We start from the raw sequence: 17,225 nt of genomic DNA, 5'->3' as shown, positions 1-17,225 counted from the left end.
CCCACAGAACATCAGGGGCGTTCGCAAGACTTCGACTCAAGGACTTCACATGGTTGCCATGCAATGGACTTTTCTGATCCTCCTCTCCATCGGCTACTACATGGCACTGTGTTTCAGCAGTATGAGTTGGCCAGCGATGATTTCCGTCGCTTTACTACTGGTCTGCGGTTTTGCCGTTCGCCAGCAAACGCTTCAGTTCGGTCGCTACCTCGGCCACGGCCTGTTCATCGTCCTGGCGCTGGCCCTGGCATTGCACTGGCTACCGGGCTTCCATAACCATCGCGGCATTGCGCTGCAGCGTTTCAGCGAAAACGCCATCCCGTTTTCCATGTTCCTGAACCTGGACAAACCCCTGATCGGCTTCTGGCTGCTGTTGGTCTGCCCATGGATTGTCGGTCGTTGCCCATTGCGCTCCTTTCTATATGCCACCGCACTGGCACTGACCTTGAGCACCGTGCTGGCACTGGGCGGCGCGCTGCTGATGGGCGTCATCGCCTGGGCGCCGAAATGGCCGGACCAGGGCTGGCTATGGATGTTCAACAACCTGCTGCTGGTAACCCTGGTCGAGGAAGCGTTGTTTCGCGGCTATATCCAGGGCGGCCTGAGCCGGATCATGAAAAACCTGCCCCGGGGTGAAAACCTCGCCCTGCTGCTGGCGTCTCTGATTTTCGGCCTGGCCCACGCGGGGGCCGGCTGGCAATGGGTGGTACTGGCGAGTCTGGCCGGGGTCGGTTACGGCGTCGCCTACCGTTTCGGTGGATTGGGCGCTGCCATCCTCAGCCACTTCGGCTTGAACCTCATGCACTTCGCACTGTTCACCTACCCGATGGCAGGATAATCACTGCAACGAACCAAACAACCGTATGACAGAAAGTAACAGCCGAGCCTTGACCCTCCCCCCCTTACATCACTAGAGTGCACGCTTTTAAAATGGCCCCGGTAGCAGTAAGCCATCGGAGATAGCCGTACAGTTGCGCGGGAATGGAATCCACACGCCCTCTCCCTCCTGCCTGTGCGGTTTTCACACTTGATATCGCAACTTGCGCAGCCCCTATGTTCAATAAAATCCTGGTCGTTTGCATCGGCAACATCTGCCGAAGCCCCACCGTCGAGGCCCTGCTTAAAAGCAGACTGGCCGAGCGCGGCATTGATGTAAGTTCAGCAGGCATCCACGCCCTGGTGGACAAACCCATGGACAGCACCGCGCTGGAAGTCTTGCGCGAACACAATGGCGACCACCCGGACCACAAAGGCCGGCAACTGACCCGCGAACTGCTGCAACAGGCTGACCTGATCCTCACCATGGAAACAGGCCACGTCAAACGCATCGTGCAAATGGCGCCGGAAGCACAGGGCAAAACGTTCCTGCTGGGCAAGTGGCAGAACAACCAGGAAATCCCCGACCCCTATCGCCAACAGAAGGTCGCCTTCGAACACGTCTATCAACTGATGACGCAAGGCGTCGACAGCTGGTCGCAAAAACTATAATCACCTCTTGCAAAAGTACCCCGCATGCAAAGCCCAAACAGCCTCCCCATCCAGGAACACCGCGACGACGATGACGACATCGATCTGCTCGCACTCTTCGGCACCTTGATCGACAGCAAGTGGATCATTGTTGGCATCACTGCGTTCTTTTGCGCGGTGGGTGCTGCGTATGCCCTATTGTCGACGCCGATTTACCAGGCGAATGCGCTGGTGCAGGTTGAAGAAAAAAAAGGCGGCATGGCTGCGCTGGGCGGCATGGGGGAAATGAGCGAGATGTTCGGCGGCACCTCTCCGGCGTCGACCGAGATTGAGCTGCTTAAATCCCGCGCGGTTCTGGGCAAGGCTGTGGAGAACCTGAAGCTCGATATTATTGTTGAGCCGAACTACTTCCCGCTGGTTGGCCACTTCTTGAGCCGGCGCTTTGAGCCAGTGGGTGAAAACCAGGTGGCCTCGCCACTGCTCGGCCTCAGCAGCTTCACTTGGGGTGGAGAAAAACTCGATATCTTCCAACTGGAAGTACCGGATGCCTACCTGGGCAAGGAGCTGACACTTCGTGCGGAAGGCAATGGCGCCTTCACCCTGCTGAATGACGATGACGAAGTGCTCCTCCATGGTCAAGCGGCTGAGAAGCTTGAGCAAAATGGCTTCAAGCTACAAGTTGCCATCCTGAATGCCAATGCTGGTGCGCTGTTCTCTGTCACCAAACAGCGCCGTCTCAACGCTATTCTGCAATATCAGGAAGATGTGTTTGCCGCTGAACGCGGCAAGGAATCCGGCATCATCGCGCTGTCGCTGGAAAGCCAAGATCCCGATCTTGCCAACAAGGTGCTGGACGAGATCAACCGGCTCTACGTACTGCAGAACGTCCAGCGTAACTCCGCTGAAGCCGCGCAAAGCCTGGAGTTTCTGCGCACCCAGTTGCCGGATGTACGAAAGCAACTTGAGAAGGCCGAAGGTCAGTTGAATGCCTATCAGAGCAGTGCTCGCTCCGTAGACATCACTATCGAAACCAAAGCTGTACTCGATCAGATCGTTGCCCTGGAAACCCTGATTTCCGAGTTGAAGCTCAAGCAAGCCGAGATGGAACACCGCTTCACCCGCGAACATCCGTCCTACCAGGCACTGATGACCCAAATGGGTCAGCTGGATCAGCAGAAACGCGGACTGGAAAAGAAGGTCAAGAACCTGCCAGAAACCCAGCAGGAATTACTGCGCCTGACCCGTGACATGCAAGTCACCACCGACATCTACACACAGTTGCTGAACAAAACCCAGGAGCTGGATATTGTCCGAGCCGGTACGGTAGGTAACGTCCGCGTGATCGACTCGGCGGATGCGAACATCGAAAAACCGGTCAAACCGAAAAAAGCGCTGATCGTTTTGATCGCAACGCTGCTCGGCGGCCTGATTGCCGTGGCCTACGTACTGGTTCGTAAAGCGATGAATCGTGGCGTCGAAGACCCGGAGGTCATCGAACAACTCGGCATCCCGGTTTACGCGTCGATCCCTCTCAGCAAGGGCCAGTCCCAGATTGAAGGTACGTTGAAAGGCAACAACCGCGCCTCTACCGGCTCACTGTTGCTCGCCGTCAACAACCCTGCCGACCTCGCCGTCGAATCGTTGCGCAGCCTGCGTACCAGCCTGCACTTCGCGACCCTTGAAGCGAAGAACAACATCCTGATGATCTCCGGCCCAAGCCCGGCCGTGGGTAAATCCTTCGTCTCGTGCAACCTGGCCGCGATCATTGCCCAGACCGGGCAAAAGGTACTGCTGGTCGACGCCGACATGCGTAAGGGCTACCTGAACAAAATGTTCCGCATGGACGTGAGCAACGGTTTGTCCGATCTGCTCGCCGGCAAGATTGATCTGAACAAGGCAACCCACTCCACCGAAGTGGACAACCTGCACGTCATCACCCGCGGTCAGATCCCGCCCAACCCGTCGGAATTGCTGATGCACAGCAACTTCACCCGGTTCCTGGAGCAAGTCAGCAGCCAGTACGACCTGGTGATCATCGACACCCCGCCAATCCTCGCAGTGACCGACGCAGCCCTGGTGGGCCGCCAGTCCGGCACGAACCTGATCGTGACCCGTTTCGGCGTAAACGCCGCCAAAGAGATAGCAGTGACCAAGCGCCGCTTCGAACAGAACGGCATCGTGGTCAAGGGTGCGATTTTCAACGCCGTGGAACGCAAGGCTTCAGCCTACGGCTACGGTAGCTACAGCTATTATCAATACGAATACGCCTCGGACAAAAAGTGACACCGGACATCAGGGCAGCACCGCTGCCCTGATTCACCCATGAGAGCCCTTAGCATGCCTCGCCCGCACCCGCCCCCACGCTGGTACCTGATCCAGTGCAAGCCCCGGCAAGATGCCCGCGCCGAGGAAAACCTGATCCGCCAGAGCTTCACCTGCTACCGACCTACACAACAGGTCGAACGCATTCAACGCGGTCGCCGCAGCACCTCGGTGGAGTCTCTCTTCCCCGGCTACCTGTTTATCCAGCTCGACCAGCTCAACGACAACTGGCACCCGATCCGCTCTACCCGCGGGGTCAACCAACTGGTGACGTTCGGCAAACAACCGATTGCGGTCGCTGACGATCTGATCGAGCAATTGCAACAGCAACTCAACGAGGCACCCACAGAGTCCGCAGCATTCGAACCCGGCGACAGAGTGCGCATCAACCGCGGCTGCTACAAGGAACTGGAAGCGATTTTCCTGGCCCGCGACGGTGCCGAACGCATCGTGATCCTGCTCCAGCTCCTGCACCGCGAACACACCCTCAGCATCCCGATCGACGCCATAGAAAAGACCTGATAGCAGTCAACATCAATCCCCACTGTGGCGAGGGTGCTTGCCCCCGCTGGGCCGCGCAGCGGCCCTAAAACCAGCCACCGCGGCTCTACAGATAAAACACATTTGCCGGCTTTACGACGCCCTCTCAGCCAACCAACCCAACCATGCGCAACATCGAAACCCTCCCCCCTTCGGTACATACCCCAGAATCGATCGCATGACGGCTCACATAGTGGCACTTCGCCCAACAAACACTGGGCTATCGCTGCAATCAGCTTTTCACTGGTTATTGGTAATTTTGTCCGTCCGAACCCCCTATGAGCCTGTTTTATACCTTCACATTTCCTAACAAAAACGTAGAATACGCCGTCGGCTGAGGTATATTCCCATTCCGGCAGGATGCCATTGCACAAACCTCGCGTTGTGCAGCAGTCAAGGACAGACTCATTATCCTCCGAGCACAGACTCGGCCTGCCTGATTGACCCTCTTCCCCAAAAATGCCAGCGCTCGCGCATCGGCTCATTCGTCGCACCCACGGCGCACGTTCTCAGGAAACCAACGGTCAATCCTGGGGCGGTAGCGTGCCCAAAACCTTGATATTGGCCAAGGCGAGTGCGTTCCCTGTCACGGATAAGGGAAACGCCACGACACAGACCGGTTTGTGCCAGAGGCTCAAACAGCAACCAAAGCGGCATGGAGTGAACACTCCAGCAGCAGGCATACCCCAGGAAGGCTATGTCCAAATCGACGCAAGGGACATTATTTTGATTCGCAAGCGCAAAACCAAGCTACCAGCCGGCCGCGGTCTTACGTTCTGGACCCAATGGCTTGGCGCAATCTCCGCACTCATCCTCCTGCTCTGTGCACTGGCAACCATAAAGACCGGGGAAGTCGAAGCCCACTACCGGATACTCGCGGCATTCATGCTGCTCGGCTCGGTACCCGCCTACTCCATGATGCAGGTCTACCATAAACACCATGGCTATCTGGTCGGGCTAGGCCGATTGTTGGCTGGCTGGCTGGTGCTACTCTCCGGCTTGACCGTCGTGGCGTTTATCACCAAAACCAGTGAGCTTTTTTCCCGCGAAGTTATTATTAGCCTCGCGCTCGGCGGATTCGTACTCCAAGCCTGTCTCTATGTGCCGCTGCATAACCTCTCCCGGCGTTACCAGCAAAAGCTGCAATCAGAACGCACGTCTCTGATTATCGGCACCGGCGACCTGGCCCAAGAACTCGCAGACAAATTGGTTCGCAACAGAAACGAACCACTGGTTGGTCTGGTGGCCGCGGACGACCAACCCTCGCCCAGCAATGGCCTGTATCCGGTGATTGGCAGTCTTGCCCACCTGCGGGACCTGATCGCAACCCACCAGATTCGGCGCCTCTACATCGCATTGCCGCTGACAGAGGCCGAACAGATCGAAGGCCTGTACATCGACCTGTTGGACTCCAGCGTCGATGTCATCTGGACCCCGGACCTGCAAAGCCTGATCCTGCTCAACCACTCCGTCAGTGATATCGAAGGCCTTCCCGCCATTCACTTGAACGAGAGCCCACTGACGTCCTACCCCACCGCTGCCGCCTCTAAAGCGATAATGGACCGGACCGTCGCACTCATCGCGATCATTCTCCTCAGCCCGGTATTGTTGGCCACCGCCATCGCCGTCAAATGCTCATCCCCTGGCCCGATCCTGTTCAAACAGAAACGCCACGGCTGGAACGGCAAGATCATCAAGGTCTGGAAATTCCGCTCAATGCGCGTGCATGACGACAAAGAGGTCAAGCAGGCCAGCCGCAATGACCCGCGAATCACCCGTGTCGGTCAGTTCATCCGCCGCACGTCCCTCGACGAACTGCCGCAACTGTTCAATGCCCTGCAAGGCCGCATGTCACTGGTAGGCCCCCGCCCTCACGCCGTGGCGCATAACGATTACTACACCGGCAAGATCGACGCCTATATGGCTCGTCATCGAATCAAACCGGGGATTACTGGTTTGGCTCAGATCAGTGGTTATCGTGGCGAGACAGAAACTATCGACAAGATGGAGAAGCGTGTAGAGCTTGATCTTGCGTACATCAACAACTGGTCGTTGTGGCTCGATATCAAGATCCTGATCAAGACACCCCTCACTTTGTTGTCAAAAAACATCTACTGAAGCCCGTCTACGGCTCCTCGCTGTAGTGCGCTGTTTCGCTGCGTACACTTGACTCAAACGCCCCCCCCCATAAATGGCCCGTATCCAATGAAAACCCTCTGCGTCTTTGGCACTCGCCCCGAAGCTATCAAGATGGCCCCTCTGGTTCTTGCACTTGCGTCTGACGAGCGCTTCGATGCAAAGGTCTGCGTTACAGGCCAACACCGCGAAATGCTCGACCAGGTGCTTGACCTATTTGCCATACAGCCAGATTTCGATCTGAACATCATGAAGCAGGGCCAAGATTTGACGGACGTCAGCACTGCTATTATGCAAGGCTTGAAGAACGTATTTTCGGACTTCAAACCGGATGTCGTTTTAGTGCACGGAGACACCGCGACCACCTTCGCGGCCAGTCTTGCGGCCTACTACCATCAAATTCCTGTGGCACACGTTGAAGCAGGCTTGCGTACCGGCAACCTTTACTCGCCATGGCCTGAAGAAGGCAACCGCAAGCTGACCGGCGCACTGGCTAATCTGCACTTTGCGCCAACTGAAACCTCGCAAGCCAATCTGCTGCGTGAAGGAGTCAACCCTGAGACCATCGTCGTCACAGGCAACACCGTGATCGATGCGTTACTCGGCGTAATCGGGCGTCTCGATCAGGACCAGGCACTCAACAACACAGCAGCAGCACCCAGCGCATTTCTTAATCCTGGCAGAAAGTTAATCCTCGTTACCGGCCATCGTCGAGAAAGTTTCGGAGACGGGTTTGAGCGAATTTGTCAGGCGCTGATGGAGGTTGCCCAGGAGCATCCAGAGGTTGATATCGTCTACCCAGTGCACCTCAATCCCAATGTTCGCGAGCCTGTCAATCGTCTGCTGACTGGCATCAGTAATGTCCATTTGATTGAACCTCTGGACTACCTCCCCTTTGTCTACATGATGAGCCGTTCGCACATAATCTTGACCGACTCGGGTGGTATTCAGGAGGAAGCACCATCACTGGGCAAACCGGTGTTGGTAATGCGCGATACGACAGAACGACCGGAAGCGGTCGCCGCTGGCACAGTAAAATTAGTAGGTACCGAAACTGCCAACATCGTTGGGGAATTAAACCGATTACTGTCTGACCCAGTTGCTTACCGTACCATGAGCGTTGCCCATAATCCCTATGGTGATGGCAACGCTTGTCAGCGCATTCTTGAAACGCTGCTCGGCCATCACGCTTCTAACAAGTAAGCCACCGATCAGCACGATTGTGATCCAATAAACAATGAATTCATTAAATATTAATCAAGGACGTTTCATGCCTTTCGCAACCATCTCTGTTATTGGTCTCGGCTATATCGGTTTGCCCACAGCTGCAGTCTTTGCTTCACGCAAAAAACAAGTGATCGGAGTCGACGTTAATCAAAACGCGGTAGACATTATCAATCGCGGACAGATTCACATCGTTGAGCCTGACTTGGACATGGTTGTGCATGCTGCGGTTACTGAAGGTTACTTGCGCGCCACCACCCAACCGGAACCAGCCGATGCATTCCTAATTGCAGTGCCGACACCATTCATGGGCGACCATGTGCCGGACTTAACATACATAGAGTCTGCAAGCAAAAGCATCGCACCCGTACTCAAAAAAGGTGACTTAGTCATTCTCGAATCCACATCTCCAGTTGGAGCCACGGAGCAGATGGCAGCCTGGCTTGCTTATGCTCGACCGGATCTTACTTTCCCTCAGACTCATGGTGAAAACTCCGATATACGCATTGCCCACTGCCCAGAACGCGTTTTGCCCGGCCATGTACTGCGTGAGTTAGTACAAAACGATCGCGTTATCGGTGGCATGACACCAAAATGTTCCGAATTAGCAATTAGTCTTTATAAAGTTTTCGTACAAGGCGAATGCATAGTTACTAATGCACGCACGGCGGAAATGTGCAAACTCACCGAGAACAGCTTTCGCGATGTAAATATCGCCTTCGCCAACGAGCTCTCCATGATTTGCGACGAGTTAGGCATTAATGTATGGGAACTGATCCGCTTAGCGAACCGTCACCCACGCGTTAATATTCTACAACCAGGCCCTGGTGTTGGTGGTCACTGCATTGCTGTCGACCCTTGGTTTATTGTTAGCAAAACCCCCAAACAAGCACAATTGATTCGCACAGCCCGGGAAGTTAATGACAGTAAGCCAGACTGGGTAATTGAGAAGGTAAAAGTTGCTGTAGCTGAATTTTTGCAAGCCAACCCAGAAAAAACAGCAAAAGAAGTAACAATAGCGTGTTTTGGCTTGGCATTTAAGCCAGACATTGATGATCTACGAGAAAGTCCAGCTGCGGCGATTACCAAGAACATTACAATGAATCATCCTGGTCGAACGGTAGCGGTAGAACCTAACATTGACAATTTACCGGAGAACCTGCTGCACAGATTAGAACTATTTAGCCTCGAAAAAGCGCTATTAGAAACTGATATAGTTGTTTTGCTTGTAGATCATAAAGAGTTCAAATCCCTTAACAAAAAAACTATTTGTACAAAAAAAGTAATCGACACTCGAGGAATCTGGACATAATACCGAATCGCTAACACCACATCATGCAACTTTTGCGCAGTTAAAAAACATCAAACAACACAACCACCGTGAGCGCTTTCTGATCCATCTCGATCGAAGCATATTACCCATAGGGGAGCGGTAGCCGTTCGGCTATCTGTTGTTGGCTATATTGCGAGTTAATCTGATGCAGAACTGGTTCGACTACATTGATACGGCGATGGAAGAATCGATGTATGAAACAACGATTCTGGGCCAGCTCGCGGGGTTGAATTTGGATTGGATTCCCGATGAGACCACAATCCTGAATTTCAGCCCGTACCTGGATAAGCACGAGATGGCGGTCGGAGTTTTGCAGGTCAAAAATGGCCATCTAGGCGACCACGGCTTGACGTGCACCAAGCCACAACAGTCGATGCAACGATCGTTCATGCCCCGAGCTCGAGGACAAACGCGATCCCGAAATGTATCAAACGAAGAAAGAAATTCAATATTTCTTCGGGATGAAAGTACACATTGGCGTCGACACTGAATCAGGTTTGGTGGACTGTCCGGAGGGGACGGCGGCGAATATAGTGGACGACACCAAAATCGCTCAATTGCTGCACGGCGAGGAAGTTTACATGTGTGATGACGCTGGATATACCGGCGTAGACAAACGCTCAGGGTATTAGGATCGCCAGATAATCTGGTCAATTGTTGCGCGTCACAGCGCCTATAAAAAACACGTGAAAAAGGATTGGTCGATCGCATGCAATGCAAAAATCGAATACGTAAAAGTTCGGGCCAATGTTGAACATGATTTTAGGTAATCAAAAGCCAGAGTGGCTATACCGAAATCGCGCTTTCGGGGCTTGTCGAAAATATTGCGCAACAAGCCTTGATGTTTTGCATAGCCGAAACTGAGAGTGATGCGAGAATGGTTACTGAATGCGGATGATGTATGTCTGGGATAAGGGCTGGTCGCCCTGAAATACTGCGACCGGAGGAGAAGCCGTAAACTAAAAGTGAGAAATGTCTATTTTTTTCGACCGACGTTGAAATTTTCGAGACTCAAAGAGCGAGGACGTCAAACGTGTGTGGGCACTTTAGACCTACCCCAAATCAATTTACAGTTAGAAAAAGCTGGCGCTCTTAAAAGAATACAATATGACAAATTTAATAAATAGAACACTTGAACACTTGGCTACGCCGCTAAGTGTAAGTTCTAGGCTTCTGCTATCTACAGTAATCTTTTTTATTGCTGCAAAAATTTTGGGACCGCATGAGTTTGGAATATTTACCATACATGCCGCATTTGCAATGTTCTGTAGTCAAATCGTCGACTTCGGAGCTCAAACAAAAATTATAAGGGACACATCAACTGACCCGACAAGAGCGAAGGAACACATTAAATCCGCGTTAACGCTTAAGACCATACTCATACCCGTGGGCGTTATATTTCTAATAGTTAGTGCAACACTGATAAAATTTGAAATAAAAACATTGGTATATCTTTCTATTTTTTTTAGTATGAGTGCAATTTCTGAAATTTTCATGAGCAGTCTGCGCGCGCAAAAAAAAATAAAGACCGAGGCTGTTTACGCTTGCTTTTCTAGTCTTTTGATTATAACAATCGCAACTTATGTATTGATCAATTATAAGCATGAATATTTCGCACTATTTCTAGCCGCATCCCGAACACTTACAACAGCAATCTTGGGTCTATACACATTTAAAATCACGCCTAAAAGCAATAACAAAATAAACGAAAACATCCCCCATACCGGCCCGTTTTCTTACGGGATCGATGCTTTGTCTATTAATGCACCACCCGCGATTCAGATGATGATTATTTCCTCACTTCTTCCCCCAATCCTTGTTGGACAGTACCAATTGATTCAAAGGATTTTGCAGGGTCTTAGCACACTACTGGTGATTTCCACCCAAAAATTTATGCCTATCCTGGGAAGAAGCCATAATACGCAAGCATATAAAAACAACTTAGAACGATACAAAAAAAATAATATTAAATTACTTATACTCCCTGTGGCCTTATTATGCACCCTTCCAATAGAGTTGATTTATTCAAATATTGGAATAACTAAAGAAACATCACTATACACCCCTTTACTAATAGCTATAATAATCTCGAAATTTATAAGCGCCACTTACGGAACAGTACTAATCATAGAAGGTAAAGCAAAAGCCAAAGCTAAAATATCTTTTACGCTAGGCATATTAGCAACCGGACTAACAATCATTATCGCGAAAATATTCCCCAGCGCACTTAGCATACTACTACTAGACCTTTTAGTATCTTTAACCATATTAGGCTTATACAAAAAGACCAATGAAAAATAGAATATTCAACTTAGCAAAAAAAATTATAAACAATGAAATACGCAGCAAGTTTTTAAGGGTATTATTTAAAAAAATCCACTCCGTCGACGTTGGAATGTATAGTTACGGCTGTTTTGACAAAAAAAGAATCCCCAAGAACACCAAGATAGGTAGGTACTGCAGCTTCGCTCAGACGGCATATATATTCAATGCAAATCACCCGAAACATTATTTGAGTTTGCATCCTTTTTTTTATAACCCAGACACAGGTTTTCTTGATCAAACGACGATTACTAGAACTCAATTGATAATTGAAGACGACGTTTGGCTTGGTCACAACTCGACTATTTTAGCAGGAGTGACGAAAATCGGTCGCGGTGCCATCGTTGCCGCTGGCGCTATAGTTACCTCAAATATACCACCATATGCAATAATGGCCGGAATTCCGGCTAAGCAAATAGGTCAGCGCTTTCCAGATAAAATAATTAATGAGATCGAACAGAGCAGATGGTGGTTGCTCGACGAAAAGGATCTAAAGAACGAATTGAAAACATCCCCAAACAAGTTTTTTAAACCGACAGAGTTCTTTGATAATGTCTGAAAAAGTTGCGTTTCTTTGGCATAACCCAAATTCCGGAAACCTTGGATGCTCTGCGCTTGCTATGAGCAATGTTTTGTTGATTCAAGGTGCGATTAAGGAAGGCGTTGAGATTCATTTATATTGCGATCACCTCGACAAAGAGAAAGATGGCCTAGAGAAGCTCCAGGAGTTAGCAAAGTCTAAAATCACATACCACCACGTCTCTATGAGAAATATTCCTCAACAGATAATGAAGTCACCACGAAAACTCATTAGAACATTTTCAGAATATAAATATGTAGTTGATATTAGCGCAGGAGATAGCTTTAGTGATATTTATGGTTACAAGAGATTTTTAAATCAAGTTTTCTATAAATATTTAGCAATCCGCAACAGTAAACTAATACTTGCCCCGCAAACAATAGGTCCATTTTCGAACAATGTTGTCAGAAAAATTAGCGACTATATAATTAGTAAGTGTTTCTATAGTTTTAGCCGCGACCCTGTTTCTACGCAATTTTTAAAAAACGCGTCACCTCACGGAAACTTCTTTGAAACTACTGATGTTGCATTTTGCCTTCCTTTTCAAAAGCAACCTAACGGCGAATCAACAAAAATCATAGGAATCAATATTTCAGGCCTTCTTGCAAGAGGAGGATATAATGGTAAAAATCAATTCAATCTAAAATGTGACTACCTTACCACTTTGAAAAAATTGATTGTACGTTTAAAAAATGATGGATATACAATAGTACTCGTACCACATGTTATTAGTAGCTCGATGGGCGGAATGGAAGATGATACGTCATACTCAAGAAGTCTCGTTAAGGAACTTAGCATCGATATAGCTCCATCATTTAAAAATCCGATCGAGGCGAAAAACTTTATTTCGAGTCTTCATCTGTTTATCGGATCTCGAATGCACGCAACGATTGCTGCGTTAAGCTCAGCCACTCCAGTGATCCCTCTAGCTTACAGCATGAAATTTGCATCACTCTTCAGCGGGCTCGAATACAAGCATACAATTGATCTAAAGACCCGAAATACTGATGAGATCATCGCAGAAATTTTGGGCAAACTAGAAAATATTGACATATTGAAAAGAGATGCAGAATCCTCAGCAGAAATTGCCACTAAAAGATTAGAACGCTATAAAGCCAAGCTTGAGCAAATACTCCAATGACACTCAAAAAAATTATTGAAGACAACCATTGCATAGGTTGCGGCCTTTGCAAATCGATTTCTCCAGCCCAAATTAATTTTTCAGAAAATAGTCACGGATTTTTAGAGCCTTCATTATTAGAAAACTTGCCGCACAACGCAGAAGCTTTCATTTCAGAATTTTGCCCAGGTAGCAATATAGATATAAGTCTAGCACCCGAAAATAAAGAAGATTACATGTGGGGTAGAATAAAGAAAATCGGAAAGGCTTATTCGACTTCCTCTAACACACGGTTAGCAGGTAGCTCCGGAGGAGTCATAACTGAAATATCAGCTTACTTGTTAGCTAAAGGCATCGTGGATTCTGTATATCATTTAAAATCGCCAGATGAAGGACCTTTTACTTTCACTCCTGGAATTTCCAACAGCGATGATGAAATAAAAAAATCAGTGGGCTCTAAATATACTGCTAGTCCAACACTGCTTCGGATAAATGAATTACTGGAATCTGAGAGCACTAAAAAATGGGCAGTTGTAGCTAAACCATGCGAGATTTCAGCAGCTCGACGAATGGTTAGAAGTGCAAAGCATCTGGATGAGAATAATTTTGTTTTTATTTCTTTCTTCTGCGCAGGATTACCCAGCATTAGCGCAAACAAAAAACTTTCCTCGAAGATTGGAATCCCTCCAGAAGACGTAAGCTCTATTATCTACAGAGGGAATGGTTGTCCTGGCAATACTATAATAACTAGTAACACAGGAAGGCAGGCATCCACAACTTATAAGGAGGCATGGGGCAATACATTAGGTCGCGACATTCACCCACGTTGTAAAATATGCCCGGACGGAATTGGCTTAGATGCTGATCTTGTATGTGCAGATGCGTGGGATATGGATGATTCCGGATACCCCTCTTTTTCAGAAAACGAAGGTTTTAGTTTAGTCATTAGCAGAACAAATAAAGCTAGTGCTTTCTTAAATGGGATGATTGCCGACGATAAAATTTCTTGGGCTCCCTATGAAAGCTCCAATATTCAATATGCTCAACCTTCTCAATTTTACCGTCGCACAACATTGGTATCCAGGATATTAGCTCTAAAATTTCTCATGAAATCGCCTCCTAAAATATTAGGCACTGGAGTTTCTAAGATAATTTTTGCAGCAGGTTTATTAACAAATATTAAAGCTTTTGCTGGAATGGTGAAACGTCAATGGCGTCTCTAACAATTCAAAAAAACAAACTGATGTTGTTATTTTTATTATTATTGAACTCAGAAATCTTATTTCTAACAGGTTGGAAGAGATCAGGGATAACCTACTTTAGGGAAATATTCCTATTTACAATTACAACAATTACGATTATTCACTTTACGAAAAAACTATTATCGGGAAAACCGTTCAAAAAGGTTGAAATTCAGGTTTTAGCCATAGTGTTAATCGGAGTGTTATCTCCATCTGCGCATGCTTGGATTATGTATGGTCAGCCTATTTTATATGGGATACTTGAAGAGAGACGATTATTCAGTTATTTATCTTTTTTCCCGCTGTTAGCATTACTGATGCGCACGCCTTTGAAAATTGACAAAGCGCTTCTAATGGTCGGATTCTCGATACTTACGATATCTAGTTTATATGCACTTGGAATCATACCCGAGAACGCTCGACCTTCATATTCAGTAGAAGAGCGGAGTTATGGAAATAATGATCCGCGCTATGCAACAAGATTCCCAATAAATACCAACCAAGTTTTCTTTATTTATTGTATATCTCTAGCAACATGTATTTCATATGGTCGATTGGTAAAAGCTCATATTGCATATATAGTCGCAGCGCTACTCTATGTACTACTGATCGACCAAGGTAGGACAAATCTGTTAATGTTTTTGTTCGCGGGGGGGCTATCCGTTCTAGCTTCGAAATTGAAGCACAGAACATTAGGCCTGCTGAGTGTAATTGCTGCTTTAGCTCTGATGGTAATTCCCATTATAGGTATCGATTCACTAATACCGAATTTCGACTTTATCGTTGCTCAGTCATCTTCACCGATCGAAAGCCAGGTTAGATATAACACTGTAAGTATAATATTGAGCAACCTTAAAAGTTCTTATTTTTTTGGTTGGGGCGCTCTTTCCCTCCAGTGGAATGAAGGCTTTCATCGTTTTTACGGTCAAAACTTTTATCTGTCCGATGTATCGCTCTTCGGAACGCTTTTTAGACACGGTTGGATTTTTCCAATTTTTATTGCAATTTTTATCACAACTTTCTATACCGCCTACAAAAACATGGAAAATTCCGAACTCAAAAGCGGTATAAAAATAACGCTTATTAGCTTTTTAGTTTTCGGTTTTTTTAATGGAAAAATTGAATACGCTGGTTCTACACTTACGTTGATATTGGCTTTATGCATAGCACACAGAACCCGCAAAGAATATAGGAGCTTGAACACATGAATAAAAAATGCTTGTGCATAATAGTTAATTGGAACGGGTGGTCTGATACGTCCAATGCAATAAAAAGTCTCGCACTTCAAGAGAAGGTAAAACTGGATCTTGTTATCGTTGACAATGGCTCAACAGACTCTTCAAAACATGCCATTGCGGGGTTCAGAAAAACCAGCCAATCTGCTGATTTCGGATCCATTGATAAGCTCTATTTTATTGACTCAGACGCAAATCTTGGTTTTGCTGGTGGTGTAAACTTAGCGCTTCGCCAATATGTCGACAGCGGTTATGATTACTTTTGGCTCCTGAATAGTGACGCAACCCCTAAACCAGACTGCTTATTCAATTTGATAAGTGAAGCATCATCCAATCGTTACGGTTTTTGTTCATCCATCGTAATAAATGCTTTAACGCCAGAATTGCTTGAAAGTGTAGGAGCTGGCAAACATTATCCTTTCACAGGAAAAAGCCGATTAATTGGAGCAGGCGACCCGACATCTAAGCTCCAAGGTACGAATATAGTTCTCCCAACAAAAAACACCTACTTAAGCGGAGCGTCTCTTTTAATTGACGTAGAAGTTTTACGGTCAACAGGATATTTGAAAGAAGATTACTTTATGTATGCGGAAGAGAAAGATTGGCAATTCAGAGCTAAGGCAGATGGCTGGAATATAGGAATAGCCTCAAACAGCATGATCACGCATAAGAAATCTGCATCTTTCTCAAAGGATAGGTCCAAATACTATTATTACATCAGTCGAGCAAACATCTTATTCGAGCGTGACCATTTTGGTTTCGGCGCATCAATTGCGGCGAGTATTGCATTAATACTGCACTCAGCCATCACAGCAAAAACACTTAAAGAGCGAGTCGCCATACTAATAGGTATAAAGGACGGCCTATTAAGAAATTCCGGTGCTCGCTAACTTTCTATAAATCAAACCTCTAGACGAGGAGTAATATATGACTTCAACCATGCAAAGAATTGAGCTACTGGGTTGTCCTATGGATATAGCGAGCATGGAATGTACGGTCCAACACATTCGCGCCGCTGTTGCCTCTGGTCAATTCACGCAACATGTTGTAGTCAATGTTGCCAAACTGGTAAACATGCGCACCGACGCCAAGCTTGACGAATCAGTTCGTTCATGTGACATCATTAACATAGATGGCATGGGTGTAGTCTTTGGCGCAAGATTTCTAGGTTATTCCGTACCAAACCGAGTAGCAGGCGTAGATCTGTTCCACGAACTGCTCGCGATGAGTATGACAAATGCGTTCTCAGTTTTTTTACTAGGCGCAAGTAGCGAAGTCATTTCAACCACGGCTCAGAAAATAAAAGAAATGTACCCTCACTTAAAAGTTGCCGGGCACCACCACGGCTATTTCTGGGACGATGAGGCTGCAATTGTCGAAAAAATTCGTGCATCAGGCGCTCAGCTTTTGTTTGTGGCTATCACATCACCTAAAAAAGAAAACTTTATCAACCGCTGGCAGGATCAGCTGGGTGTAAATTTCGTTATGGGTGTCGGCGGAACCTTTGACGTAGTAGCTGGCAAAGTAAAACGAGCTCCAAAGTGGATGCAAGACTGCGGTTTAGAATGGTTTTATCGGGTAATTCAAGAACCTAAACGCATGTGGAAACGCTATTTTATTACCAATAGTAAATTTGCATGGTTGTTACTTAAAGCAAAACTCAAAATCTCCATTTGAATTCTCTTCGATGGAAAGACTAGAAAGC

General features: G+C 47.7%; 14 protein-coding genes and 1 pseudogene. All 15 read left to right on the top strand.

What is annotated here, in order from left to right:
• Positions 1-49 precede the first annotated feature (49 nt).
• The 15 genes and pseudogenes from BSF40_RS11620 to BSF40_RS11550 all read left to right on the top strand — a co-directional run bounded on the left by BSF40_RS11620 (position 50) and on the right by BSF40_RS11550 (position 17,197).
• On the top strand, positions 50-838 hold the full coding sequence (locus tag BSF40_RS11620; protein ID WP_095965227.1) for a CPBP family intramembrane glutamic endopeptidase: 789 nt from the start codon (positions 50-52) through the stop codon (positions 836-838).
• A gap of 215 nt (positions 839-1,053) precedes the next feature.
• Positions 1,054-1,488: a low molecular weight protein-tyrosine-phosphatase gene (locus BSF40_RS11615; protein ID WP_007974078.1), complete on the top strand. Its 435-nt coding sequence runs from the start codon at positions 1,054-1,056 to the stop codon at positions 1,486-1,488.
• 24 nt (positions 1,489-1,512) lie between these two features.
• Positions 1,513-3,750, top strand: a complete 2,238-nt coding sequence (locus BSF40_RS11610; RefSeq protein ID WP_095965226.1) for a polysaccharide biosynthesis tyrosine autokinase — start codon at positions 1,513-1,515, stop codon at positions 3,748-3,750.
• Between the two features lie 54 nt (positions 3,751-3,804).
• Positions 3,805-4,311, top strand: a complete 507-nt coding sequence (gene rfaH, locus BSF40_RS11605; protein ID WP_095965225.1) for a transcription/translation regulatory transformer protein RfaH — start codon at positions 3,805-3,807, stop codon at positions 4,309-4,311.
• Positions 4,312-5,055: 744 nt separating this feature from the next.
• Positions 5,056-6,447: an undecaprenyl-phosphate glucose phosphotransferase gene (locus BSF40_RS11600; RefSeq protein WP_095965224.1), complete on the top strand. Its 1,392-nt coding sequence runs from the start codon at positions 5,056-5,058 to the stop codon at positions 6,445-6,447.
• An 87-nt stretch (positions 6,448-6,534) separates the two neighbouring features.
• Positions 6,535-7,668: a non-hydrolyzing UDP-N-acetylglucosamine 2-epimerase gene (gene wecB, locus BSF40_RS11595; RefSeq protein ID WP_095965223.1), complete on the top strand. Its 1,134-nt coding sequence runs from the start codon at positions 6,535-6,537 to the stop codon at positions 7,666-7,668.
• Positions 7,669-7,735: 67 nt separating this feature from the next.
• On the top strand, positions 7,736-9,001 hold the full coding sequence (gene wecC / locus BSF40_RS11590; protein WP_095965222.1) for a UDP-N-acetyl-D-mannosamine dehydrogenase: 1,266 nt from the start codon (positions 7,736-7,738) through the stop codon (positions 8,999-9,001).
• Between the two features lie 49 nt (positions 9,002-9,050).
• Positions 9,051-9,920, top strand: a pseudogene (locus BSF40_RS33020) (IS5 family transposase).
• Positions 9,921-10,129: 209 nt separating this feature from the next.
• A complete protein-coding gene (locus BSF40_RS11580; protein ID WP_095965220.1) occupies positions 10,130-11,323 on the top strand; it encodes a lipopolysaccharide biosynthesis protein in 1,194 nt (397 codons plus the stop codon).
• The gene (locus tag BSF40_RS11575; protein ID WP_095965219.1) at positions 11,313-11,903 is read left to right on the top strand and encodes a CatB-related O-acetyltransferase; all 591 of its coding nucleotides are present in this window, start codon (positions 11,313-11,315) and stop codon (positions 11,901-11,903) included. Before BSF40_RS11580 ends, BSF40_RS11575 begins: the two co-directional genes overlap by 11 nt.
• Complete coding sequence (locus BSF40_RS11570) at positions 11,896-13,065, top strand: polysaccharide pyruvyl transferase family protein (protein ID WP_095965218.1); 1,170 nt, start codon at positions 11,896-11,898, stop codon at positions 13,063-13,065. Before BSF40_RS11575 ends, BSF40_RS11570 begins: the two co-directional genes overlap by 8 nt.
• Entirely contained in the window at positions 13,062-14,267 is a 1,206-nt protein-coding gene (locus BSF40_RS11565; RefSeq protein WP_095965217.1) for a Coenzyme F420 hydrogenase/dehydrogenase, beta subunit C-terminal domain, read from the top strand. The genes BSF40_RS11570 and BSF40_RS11565 overlap by 4 nt, the downstream gene beginning before the upstream one ends.
• The gene (locus tag BSF40_RS31825) at positions 14,255-15,493 is read left to right on the top strand and encodes a hypothetical protein (RefSeq protein ID WP_141249732.1); all 1,239 of its coding nucleotides are present in this window, start codon (positions 14,255-14,257) and stop codon (positions 15,491-15,493) included. Before BSF40_RS11565 ends, BSF40_RS31825 begins: the two co-directional genes overlap by 13 nt.
• Complete coding sequence (locus BSF40_RS11555; RefSeq protein WP_095965215.1) at positions 15,490-16,410, top strand: glycosyltransferase family 2 protein; 921 nt, start codon at positions 15,490-15,492, stop codon at positions 16,408-16,410. The genes BSF40_RS31825 and BSF40_RS11555 overlap by 4 nt, the downstream gene beginning before the upstream one ends.
• Positions 16,411-16,447: 37 nt before the next feature.
• The gene (locus BSF40_RS11550) at positions 16,448-17,197 is read left to right on the top strand and encodes a WecB/TagA/CpsF family glycosyltransferase (protein WP_256589471.1); all 750 of its coding nucleotides are present in this window, start codon (positions 16,448-16,450) and stop codon (positions 17,195-17,197) included.
• Positions 17,198-17,225 lie beyond the last annotated feature (28 nt).

Origin of the sequence: Pseudomonas sp. ACN5 (assembly GCF_002303975.1) — a bacterium.
Lineage (GTDB): Bacteria > Pseudomonadota > Gammaproteobacteria > Pseudomonadales > Pseudomonadaceae > Aquipseudomonas > Aquipseudomonas laurylsulfatiphila.
This window is presented reverse-complemented; position numbering and strand designations above follow the sequence as displayed.

Coding starts and splice junctions, on each gene's coding strand:
- BSF40_RS11575 (WP_095965219.1), top strand. CDS start 11,313: ATGAAAAATAGAATATTCAACTTAGCAAAAAAAATTATAAACAATGAA.
- rfaH (WP_095965225.1), top strand. CDS start 3,805: ATGCCTCGCCCGCACCCGCCCCCACGCTGGTACCTGATCCAGTGCAAG.
- BSF40_RS11615 (WP_007974078.1), top strand. CDS start 1,054: ATGTTCAATAAAATCCTGGTCGTTTGCATCGGCAACATCTGCCGAAGC.
- BSF40_RS11570 (WP_095965218.1), top strand. CDS start 11,896: ATGTCTGAAAAAGTTGCGTTTCTTTGGCATAACCCAAATTCCGGAAAC.
- BSF40_RS31825 (WP_141249732.1), top strand. CDS start 14,255: ATGGCGTCTCTAACAATTCAAAAAAACAAACTGATGTTGTTATTTTTA.
- BSF40_RS11580 (WP_095965220.1), top strand. CDS start 10,130: ATGACAAATTTAATAAATAGAACACTTGAACACTTGGCTACGCCGCTA.
- BSF40_RS11565 (WP_095965217.1), top strand. CDS start 13,062: ATGACACTCAAAAAAATTATTGAAGACAACCATTGCATAGGTTGCGGC.
- BSF40_RS11550 (WP_256589471.1), top strand. CDS start 16,448: ATGACTTCAACCATGCAAAGAATTGAGCTACTGGGTTGTCCTATGGAT.
- wecB (WP_095965223.1), top strand. CDS start 6,535: ATGAAAACCCTCTGCGTCTTTGGCACTCGCCCCGAAGCTATCAAGATG.
- BSF40_RS11610 (WP_095965226.1), top strand. CDS start 1,513: ATGCAAAGCCCAAACAGCCTCCCCATCCAGGAACACCGCGACGACGAT.
- BSF40_RS11620 (WP_095965227.1), top strand. CDS start 50: ATGGTTGCCATGCAATGGACTTTTCTGATCCTCCTCTCCATCGGCTAC.
- BSF40_RS11555 (WP_095965215.1), top strand. CDS start 15,490: ATGAATAAAAAATGCTTGTGCATAATAGTTAATTGGAACGGGTGGTCT.
- wecC (WP_095965222.1), top strand. CDS start 7,736: ATGCCTTTCGCAACCATCTCTGTTATTGGTCTCGGCTATATCGGTTTG.